Source organism: Tamlana sp. 2_MG-2023, assembly GCF_030548465.1.
Classification (GTDB): domain Bacteria; phylum Bacteroidota; class Bacteroidia; order Flavobacteriales; family Flavobacteriaceae; genus Pseudotamlana.
The window spans coordinates 1-3,968 of record NZ_JAUOSF010000031.1 but is presented as its reverse complement, the minus strand read 5'-3'; the positions used below and the strand labels follow the sequence as shown (position 1 = coordinate 3,968).

General features: G+C 34.1%; 2 protein-coding genes. One reads left to right on the top strand and one right to left on the bottom strand.

Going from position 1 to position 3,968, the window contains the following annotated elements:
• Positions 1 to 183: 183 nt before the first annotated feature.
• Complete coding sequence (locus Q4566_RS16930; RefSeq protein ID WP_303423753.1) at positions 184 to 540, bottom strand: helix-turn-helix transcriptional regulator; 357 nt, start codon at positions 538 to 540, stop codon at positions 184 to 186.
• A gap of 876 nt (positions 541 to 1,416) precedes the next feature.
• On the opposite strand from Q4566_RS16930, the gene Q4566_RS16925 reads away from it, so the two are divergent.
• Positions 1,417 to 3,968: SusC/RagA family TonB-linked outer membrane protein (locus Q4566_RS16925; protein ID WP_303423751.1), on the top strand; the 2,552-nt coding region annotated here is incomplete at its 3' end.

Below are 3,968 nucleotides of genomic sequence, written 5' to 3'. Positions count from 1 at the left end.
AGCAAACGCTTCTTAAGGAGGTGTTCAATAACAAACCCTGGGTGAATGCCTTTATATTTCTCTATTAAATGGTTCATATAACAAATATAAGCAAATTTGTTTATATTCATGAAAGTGTAATGGAGTATAAATAGCTTACAGTTAGTCGATAATGTGAAAATGGATAATTTAAAAATAACTTACCTAAATCTTAAACTCTTGTTTAATCAAAACTTTTAAGGACTTATAATATGCTCTTTTTCTTTGGGTAAGCTTTTCTTCATGCTTAATAGTTTCATCAACAATGGCAAGAAGTTCTTCTCTTTGTTTTAGAATGAATAAATTACAGAAATCAAGATCGAGGTTTTGACAAAATTGATATAACTTATCCCAACTACATGAATGTTCAAATCTTTCAATTCTACCAATACTTGTTGGGTTTGATTCCAAAATAAGTGAGAGTTGATGTTGAGAAAGTCCTTTTTTAAGTCTAGCTAATTTTAGCACACACCCTATTTGAATGTTTAAGATATGCAACTCAAATTCATTATAACTTCTCATAATGTAAAATTTGATAAAATCATTATATTTATTCGATACAAATTTGTGCTGAATAAAATGTTTTATTATATTGCATTGATATTATTGGACTTGCAGTTCTTTAATTCTGAATTAAATGAATATTTGCTTATAGTACTTATCACGGAGATGGTGTGTTAATCCAAGATAATGAGTGAAATCTCATATCAAATGATTCAAGTTAATTTGTTGTTCAGACCGAGTATTGCACACTGCTAATAAATATTTATCATTAATAATATTCCTATTTGAAAGGGTTTAAAATATACAAAGGGTTAAAAATTATCAAAGCACAATTCAATGTTGAGCTAACGGTATATTTTATCCTTTTTCCTAAAAAACCAAAGTGCCCGATATAAGGTACTACTTGTTGCAGGAGTGACGTTATGAAAATTACTGGCAAAATGTATTAGCACATCCATATAATACATGGCCTATTTTGGTACACGAAAACTCTTTTCTCCTGTAATTCACGATTCCACATAATCATGGTATCCAGCCATGAAACGATATTCCTTAAGTATGAATTTTAATCCTTACTCAGGTAAGGTGTGCTTTGTATTAACTAAAAAAAGATGCCTATGAGATAAACTTTTGAATTAGTCACTAAGTAGATCCGGGTAGTTTCAAACCTGATAAAAATAACCCTAACGGTTTAGTGGGGCTACCTGGTTATACAAAAAAACAAGTATTAACTATAAAAACTATTATTTATGAAGCAACTCTATTCGATAAATATGGCTAAGAGTTCATTTACTGGTTTACAGTAAAATAAAAACCTCCTAAATAAACTTTTGCAGGGTCTATAGGAGGCTTAACTAATCAAACAACAGAATTGTTTAATTCAAATCCAAAATTATGAAAAAATTACTACTAGATGTTAAGATATCGCGTATATTCTTTATCTACTTAATTCTATGTATACCATTGCTTTCTCTACTGTTTTCAGTGGCACCTTCTAATCAGAGATTTATTGTGTCAGGTAAAGTTGAGGATGCTCAAGGCATGCCTATTGTAGGTGTGCATGTTATGTCTAAGAATACGACTAATGGGGTCGTGACTAATTTCGATGGGCACTATAAAATAGAAGTATACCCAAGCGATACGCTGATATTTTCAGCATTAGGTTTTAAATCACTGACCAAGAGCGTAAATAACCAAAATCAAATCAATGTTCAGCTTGAAGAAGACATAACTGAACTTGGTGAGATTATGATTAATGCCGGATATTACTCTGTGAAGGAAGAGGAGCAAACCGGTAATATCGAACGTGTAACCGCAAAAGATATAGAGACACAGCCAGTAGCAAATCCTTTAGCTGCATTACAAGGTCGTATGTCTGGTGTGTATATTACACAACAGTCTGGCGTTCCTGGAGCTGGTTTTACGGTTCGTATTCGTGGTCAAAATAGTATCACAAAAGGGAATGACCCTTTTTATATTGTTGATGGCGTACCTTATATATCGAGTACCATAGCCTCATTAGGTACTGCCATAGTTTCAAGTGCTAACCCATTAAGTAGTATCAACCCCGCAGATATTGAAAGTGTGGAAGTTTTAAAAGATGCAGATGCCACAGCTATTTATGGATCTCGTGGCGCTAATGGTGTAGTACTTATTACTACTAAAAAAGGAAAAGAAGGAAAAACGGAGGTTTCCTTTAATTTACAGACAGGAGTCGGTTCGGTCGCTAATATAATGTCTCTTTTGAATACGCCTCAATACTTGGAAATGCGTAAAGAAGCTTTTCAAAATGACGGTACAACTTCTAATGAAAATAATGCACCCGATTTGCATGTATGGGATCAGAACCGCTATACAAATTGGCAAGATGAGCTCATTGGAGGCACGTCTTATATCACAGATTCACAAGTTAAAATATCAGGTGGGAATAGTCAAACACAATTTTTGTTTGGTGGCAGTACTTATAAAGAAACCACTGTTTTCCCAGGAGATTTTGATTATAAGCGTTTTTCAATGAATCTTTCTGTGAACCATACCTCTGAAAATAAACGTTTTTCAAGTGCTATGAATATGATCTATAGCGATGAAAATAGTACGCTTCCAGATGAAGACCTTACTTACGCAGCACTAACCCTTCCTCCAAATCTACCCGAGTTAATAGATGAAAATGGCGATCTTATTTTTTACAGAGGACTGACCAATCCTTTAAGGTCAACTTTCCAAAGATTTGATGCTAATAATGCAACATTCATTGCTAATGCCCAAATTTCTTATAGGCTTTTAAAAGGTTTAAAGGCTAAAGCTAGTTTGGGGTATAATTCAATATTTAGAGAAGAGAAGGAAATACGATCTAGAAAGGCTACAAACCCTCTGTCTTCAACATTACCTTCATCTGATTTTGCTGATGCCTCCGTAAACTCATGGATAATAGAACCACAGCTAGAGTACAACCACAGTTTTGGGAATTTAGCTTTGCAAACTTTGGTAGGTGCAACGTTTCAGCAGCTTGATCAAAATAGTAAATCGTTAAGAGCTTCAGGCTATATTAACGATGCGATTATGGAAGATATTTCAGCAGCGGCCGATGTAGATGTATTAAATGCTGATATTTCCCAATATAAATACCAAGCGGTGTATGGTCGCGTCCATCTGGATTTTAAAAAACGGTATTTTTTAAATTTTACGGCAAGAAGAGATGGCAGTAGTCGATTTGGAGAAAATAATCGATTTGCAAATTTTGGTGCGCTTGGAGCAGCTTGGCTTTTTTCAAAAGAAAAACTATTTGATAGTGAAAAAGGCATTTTTAGTTTCGGAAAGTTTAGAGCTAGTTATGGGAGTACAGGTAATGATCAAATTGGAGATTATGGATATTTAGATAGTTATTCACCTACTAGTTTTTCCTATCAAGGTGTTTCAGGACTTTACCCAACACGTCTTAACAATCCGAATTTTGGATGGGAGCGTAATATAAAGTTTGAAGTAGGGCTAGATTTAGGCTTCCTAAGAGATCGTATAATGCTTTCAGGTGTGTATTACAACAACCAATCAGATAATCAACTCATAGGCCTTCCATTACCAACAAGTGTTGGTTATTCATTCTTACAATCGAATTTAGATGCATCGGTAGAAAATAGGGGGTGGGAATTTAATTTAGAAACTACGAACGTAATTACAACAAACTTTAGTTGGGTGTCACAATTAAATTTAACCATCTCAAATACTCTACTTGTTAATTATCCAAATTTAGAAACCTCTGCATTTGCCAATAGGTACCGTGAAGGAGAAAGTATGTTTATACAGCCTTTATTTCACACTATAGGTGTGAATTCGGACACGGGAATTTATGAGTTTGAGGATGTTGATTCAGATGGTGTTATCTCAGCCCCTAATGATTATCAATTTTTACAGGAAGTTAGGCCAGAGTTTTATGGCGGTTTTTTAAACAC